Source organism: Mesorhizobium sp. M7A.F.Ca.US.002.01.1.1, from assembly GCF_004022955.1.
GTDB classification, from domain to species: domain Bacteria; phylum Pseudomonadota; class Alphaproteobacteria; order Rhizobiales; family Rhizobiaceae; genus Mesorhizobium; species Mesorhizobium ciceri.
On record NZ_RZQE01000468.1, the window covers coordinates 1 to 4,627 of the forward strand.

Sequence of the window (4,627 nt, forward strand, 5' to 3'; positions counted from 1 at the left end):
CCACGCAACCTGCGTCCGGCGCCGCAAGCGCCGGCCGCACGCGCTGCCGAGCCGCCGCGCCGAGCACCGGCACCGCAGCCGGACCTGCGCACGCCTCAGGCGCCCTTGGGCGGCCCTGCATTGCGCGGCACGCTCGACCTTGACCGTCCGACCGAGGCGGCACCGCGTCCGCGCGGCGATGCCAACGCCCGCACGCCGCAGGGTGGCTGGGTGCGCGATCTGCTGACCGCGGCATCGAACGATGAGGACCTCAGGTCGGCAGCTCCCCCAGCGACTGCGGAAGCGCCCCGCGCTACGCCTGCCCAGCGATCGCCCCTTCATGTCGTCGAATCGCTGAACTCGCTCTCCGTCGATATCGCGCGGGCCATCGACCACGATGCTTCGATCGAGCTGTGGAACCGCTACCGGCGCGGCGAGCGTGACGTGTTCACAAGGCGGCTCTACACGCTGAAGGGTCAGCAGACGTTCGACGAGATCCGTCGCAAGTATCAGGCCGAGGCCGAGTTCCGCGCCGCCGTCGACCGCTACTGCGACGATTTCGAGAAGCTGCTCAAGGATGTCTCGCGCAACGACCGCGACAACATCATGGCGCAGACCTACCTGACGTCGGACACCGGCAAGGTCTACACCATGCTGGCGCATGCGAGCGGCCGCCTGCACTAAGACAGGAATTGAACAGGCGGGCCATGGTCCCGCCTGTGCCTGCTCTAACGTCCGGCACGCGTTGAACCTGCCCGCAACAGGTCTTGCAAGACTATCGATGCCTTCGGAATCCGCCCTAAGTCGATCTCCCGACGGCGCCATAATTCATCCACAGTACCGCTGCCCTAACGCTCGCAGGGTGTGATCGTGAAGACGGCAATCATTTTCGACTGCGAGTTTCTTTGCCTGGAGGGCTCGCAACGCAGATTCTGGTGCGCGGCCCACGATCCCGACCCGGTGATCGCACAGATCGGCGCCGTCAGGCTTGGACTTGAAGGCGACTTCCCCCTGCTCGGAACACACAAGGCCTATATCAGACCGGTCGACCGGTTTGGTCAGAGATACGCCCTGGACCCATTCTTCACCAAACTGACCGGCATCACCGAGGAAGATTTGGAGACAAAAGGGGTGGCACTAGGGGATGCTCTCGCCGACATCGATCGTTTTTCCGAAGGGGCGCGATTCTGGTCCTGGGGCAAGGACGAATTGAGCATGATCGCCATCAGCTGCTATGTCGCGGGCATTCAGCCTTCGATCCCGGCCACCCGGTTTGACAACACCGTCAAGCTGCTGATCGCAGCCGGAATGCCGATCGAGGATCTGGCGAGAACGCCGAGCAACAAGCTTGCGGATTACTACGGCGTCAAGCACCCGCCATTGCAGGGGCACGATGCGCTCGATGACGCGCTGTCCGTGACCTACACCCTGCAGCACCTGATGAAGACCGGAAAGCTCCGGCCGGAGATCTTCGACCACTTGTAGGTAGAGAAGCCTGGTCGGATGAAGCCTGGTGGGATTCCGGCGCGCGTCGCGCTCAGATCACCGAATCCGTCCAGCGCACGATCTGCCCGGCGGCGTCGCCGAACGCCTTGTCGAGTGCGCTGACATAAGCAGGATTGCCGCTGCCCGAGACGGGTGCGGCTGCGGTGAAGCTCTTGGAAGCACGGACCTCGCCGTTGCGATCGTTCAGTATCCGCACGAACAGATCGACCTCGGCATGTTCGCCGCCGTCGACCCGAACCTCGAATGAGCGGATCTCGACGATCACCTGATAATCGATCGCCAGGCCCTCGCCCGGCTTGCCGACGCCGGCAAAGCTGCCCGAGCGCTGGAAGGTCTCGGCCAGCCGCGCCTGCACGATCAGCGGCAGACGGTCGGCCCATTGCGCGCCCTTGAGATACTGGATCGAACGATCCGACGGTTTGATGACGATGTTCTGGCTGTCCAGCGCCTTGAGCGCCGACGGCTGCGCGATCAGGATCTGGCGGCGGCTGTGGCCAAGCGCGTCGACCGACGGCGCCGACAGCTCGAACGTATCGAGCGGCGCGGGCTTGCCGCCCAACGCCGCACAGCCGGCCAGCGTCAAAGCAAGCAGTGCCGCAGCCGATGTCAACCCGCCCGTTTTCACCCACACAGACTTCACGCGCGATCCCCGTTGTCCCCGGATCGTAAGATCGACCCGCTTTCGCGGCTCATGTTTCTGGGGCGCGCCGACGCCGAAGTCAACGCCGCGCCCTGCCATCGAATTGCCGAACCTCGCCGTCGCCACCCGACAGGATGCGCTGCGGATTGCGGCTGAGATCGGTTACCGCCTCCTCGATGCGGCTGATCGAACGGCGGCTGTCCTGCACCAGCGCTTCGACGTTCGAAAGCCCCTGGCCCGAGAATCGCGCCAGATTGTCGGTGATGACGCCAAGGCGCGAATTCAGCGTGTCGGCAACCTGCTTGAACGACTTCAGCGTCGCCCTCGCATCCGCCATCACGCCGTCGGCCTGCCCCGACCCGAGCAAGGTATCGACCTTGGCTAGAATGCCATCGACCCGCACCGAGGCATCGTTGAGCCGTTGCGCGAGCTGCTTTGCGTCCTTGATCGTCTGGTCGATGTCGTCGGCCCGGTTGGCGAACTTGTGGGTCACCTCCGCGATGTCGGCGGCGGCCTTGTCGGCGCTCTCGCTGGCCTTTTGGATGTTGGCGAGCGCCGAGCGCACTTGTGCGGGATCGATACCGTCGAGCACGTTGTCGACCTTGGCCAGCGTGCCTTGCGTCCGTTTGGCGAAGTCGTTGACCGACCCCACGGCTGTATCGACGTTCTTGATCACGCCGTCGAGCTGCTTCGACGTCTGCTTGAGGTTACCGGTTACTGCGTCGACATTGGCGACGATGCTCTTGATCTTGTCCTTGTCGACCGCGTTGAGAAGGCCTTCGGCCGCCTTCAGCGTGCCGTCGAGTTTGCCGGAAACGCCTTTCAGCTCATCGGCCAGCGTGCTGGCGGCGGACAGGAACTTGTCGATGCCGTCCGAATTCTTGGCCAGCGCATCGGAGAAGGTCTGGACGTTCTGGACGGTCTGCGTCAGCGGCCCGCGAACGTCCTTGGTGAAGCCTTCGAGCTCGGTCAGCACCTTGTCGGCGCGGGTAAAAATATTCTGCGCCGTCTGCAAGAGGTTGGTCACCGCCGACGGGTTGGCGACGATCTCGGCGACCTTGCCTTCCTTTTCCGCTTGGTCGAGGAGCTTTACCTCCTTGGGATCGGCGCCCTTGAGCTCGATGTTGGCCTGCCCGGTCAGGCCGGCAAGCCCGATATCGGCTTGCGTCGATTTGGTGATCGGCGTCATGCGGTCGATCTCGGTATCGGCGATGGCAACCGTCGGATTGTCGACATCGATATAGACGCGCTTGACGTCGCCGACCTTGACGCCGTTGAACAGCACGAAACTTCCGCGGCCGAGCCCGGAGGCCGAGCCCGGAATGCGCACGCGCAGCAACGTCGTCTCGCCCTTGTCGCCGATCGCCGCCGTCCAGTAGACGAAGGCAAACGCCGCCAGGATCGCGGCCAGCGTGAAGATGCCGACAATGACGTAGTTGGCTCTGGTTTCCATTGTCCCACTTATGGCTATGCGCGCGCCGCAAGATCAAGTTGCCGGGCGCGTTTTCCGCGGAAATAGGATTTTACCCACGGTTCCTCGCTCTTCAGCATGTCGTCGATGGTGCCTTCGACCAGCACTTTCTTCTTGCCGAGCACGGCCACCCGGTCGCAAGCGGTGAACAGCGTGTCGAGGTCATGCGTCACCATGTAGACGGTCAGATCCATCGTGTCGCGCAGCTTGACCACCAGCTCGTCGAACTCCGCCGCGCTGATCGGATCGAGACCCGATGTCGGCTCGTCGAGGAAGACGATGTCGGGATCGAGCGCCAGCGCCCGCGCCAGTGCGGCGCGCTTGATCATGCCGCCGGACAGTTCGGATGGGAATTTTTGCGCCGCGTCGGGCGGCAGCCCGACCAGCTCGATCTTGAGCATCGCCAGTTCGTCCATCAGCTTTCGCGGCAGGTCGAGATATTCGCGCATCGGCACCTGGACGTTTTCCAGCACCGTCAGCGCCGAGAACAGGGCGCCGTGCTGGAACAACACGCCAAGCCGCATGTCGATGCGCAGACGCTCGGCATCATCAGCCTTCTCGATATCGACGCCGAACAGCTTGATGGTGCCCGACTGCTTGCGCGTCAGGCCGAGAATGGTGCGCAGTAGAACGGATTTGCCAGCGCCCGAGGCGCCGACAAATCCAAGGATTTCGCCGCGCCTTATGTCGAGCGACAGTCTGTCGAGGATAAGCTTGTCGGCAAAGGAAACGCTGATGTCGTGCGCGGAAAGCACGATATCGCCCTCGCCCGCGTCATCCGCCAATGCACCCGCCCTTTTCCTGTTTCGCAGCTTCATCTCAGAACTCGATCGCTGCGTAGAACATGGCAAAAAGCCCGTCGAGGATGATGACGACGAAGATCGACTTCACCACAGAGGCGGTGACGTGCTGGCCGAGCGATTCGGCGCTGCCGCCGACCTTCATGCCTTCGACCGAGGCAATCGTGCCGATGATCATGGCCATGAACGGCGCCTTGATCAGGCCCGCAAAGATGGTGCTGAGATCGATGG

At 63.2% G+C, this 4,627-nt stretch carries 5 protein-coding genes and 1 pseudogene; 2 read left to right on the plus strand and 4 right to left on the minus strand.

Annotated features, from left to right (window positions below):
- Together EN932_RS29800 and EN932_RS29805 are read left to right on the plus strand one after the other, a co-directional pair.
- A pseudogene (locus EN932_RS29800) lies at positions 1-663 on the plus strand (kinesin); the annotation flags it as partial.
- A 186-nt stretch (positions 664-849) separates the two neighbouring features.
- Entirely contained in the window at positions 850-1,464 is a 615-nt protein-coding gene (locus EN932_RS29805) for a 3'-5' exonuclease (protein ID WP_127370128.1), read from the plus strand.
- A 52-nt stretch (positions 1,465-1,516) separates the two neighbouring features.
- Here EN932_RS29805 and EN932_RS29810 read toward each other — a convergent pair whose 3' ends face one another.
- From EN932_RS29810 to EN932_RS29825, 4 genes are all read right to left on the minus strand, one after another.
- Entirely contained in the window at positions 1,517-2,224 is a 708-nt protein-coding gene (locus EN932_RS29810) for an ABC-type transport auxiliary lipoprotein family protein (protein WP_127370129.1), read from the minus strand.
- Positions 2,205-3,578 carry an MlaD family protein gene (locus EN932_RS29815; RefSeq protein WP_063172061.1) on the minus strand — a complete coding sequence of 458 codons (1,374 nt, stop codon included), beginning with the start codon at positions 3,576-3,578 and terminating at the stop codon, positions 2,205-2,207. Before EN932_RS29815 ends, EN932_RS29810 begins: the two co-directional genes overlap by 20 nt.
- 14 nt (positions 3,579-3,592) lie before the next feature.
- Complete coding sequence (locus EN932_RS29820) at positions 3,593-4,414, minus strand: ABC transporter ATP-binding protein (RefSeq protein ID WP_013531884.1); 822 nt, start codon at positions 4,412-4,414, stop codon at positions 3,593-3,595.
- A 1-nt stretch (position 4,415) separates the two neighbouring features.
- On the minus strand, positions 4,416-4,627 hold a 212-nt coding region (locus tag EN932_RS29825), incomplete at its 5' end, for an ABC transporter permease (protein ID WP_206618974.1).

Coding starts and splice junctions, on each gene's coding strand:
- EN932_RS29810 (WP_127370129.1), bottom strand. CDS start 2,224: ATGGCAGGGCGCGGCGTTGACTTCGGCGTCGGCGCGCCCCAGAAACAT.
- EN932_RS29815 (WP_063172061.1), bottom strand. CDS start 3,578: ATGGAAACCAGAGCCAACTACGTCATTGTCGGCATCTTCACGCTGGCC.
- EN932_RS29820 (WP_013531884.1), bottom strand. CDS start 4,414: ATGAAGCTGCGAAACAGGAAAAGGGCGGGTGCATTGGCGGATGACGCG.